The organism is Domibacillus indicus, assembly GCF_023715895.1.
GTDB lineage: Bacteria > Bacillota > Bacilli > Bacillales > Domibacillaceae > Domibacillus > Domibacillus indicus_A.
Map to the genome: position 1 here is coordinate 1 of NZ_JAMBOO010000101.1, position 382 is coordinate 382.

At 46.6% G+C, this 382-nt stretch carries 1 protein-coding gene; it reads right to left on the reverse strand.

The window, feature by feature from the left end; genetic code table 11:
- Positions 1-168 precede the first annotated feature (168 nt).
- Positions 169-382, reverse strand: a 214-nt coding sequence (locus M3221_RS25780) for a hypothetical protein (protein ID WP_251274830.1), incomplete at its 5' end; no start/stop codon positions are given.

A 382-nucleotide genomic window follows, 5' to 3' on the forward strand; every position in this document is an offset into this window, starting at 1 on the left:
GTCTTATCTCTGATGATTTTGTTATGGAAGTCATTGCAAAATCAGGGAAAAACGCAATCATTGAAAGCGATTACATTGGTTTTTTGTATGTGACAGGAAACATCAGAAGCGCTATTTATTACCGCGCAGAAACAGAATTAATTCGCATCGCGAAAATGAAAAGTTTAATTAGCTGATTCTGAAACAAAAAAAGCGCCGCTGGGAGCGACGCTTTGACAGAAAAGAAATGTTATTCGCCCGCGCTTTCGCCCAGGTATCACGCAGCCCGACGGTGCGGTTGAACACCAGATTGGTTGCGGTTGCATAGCGGCTGTCGAGGCAGAAATAGCCTTCACGCTCAAACTGGTAAGCTTTACCGGCTTCGGCCTGCGCCAGGCTCGGC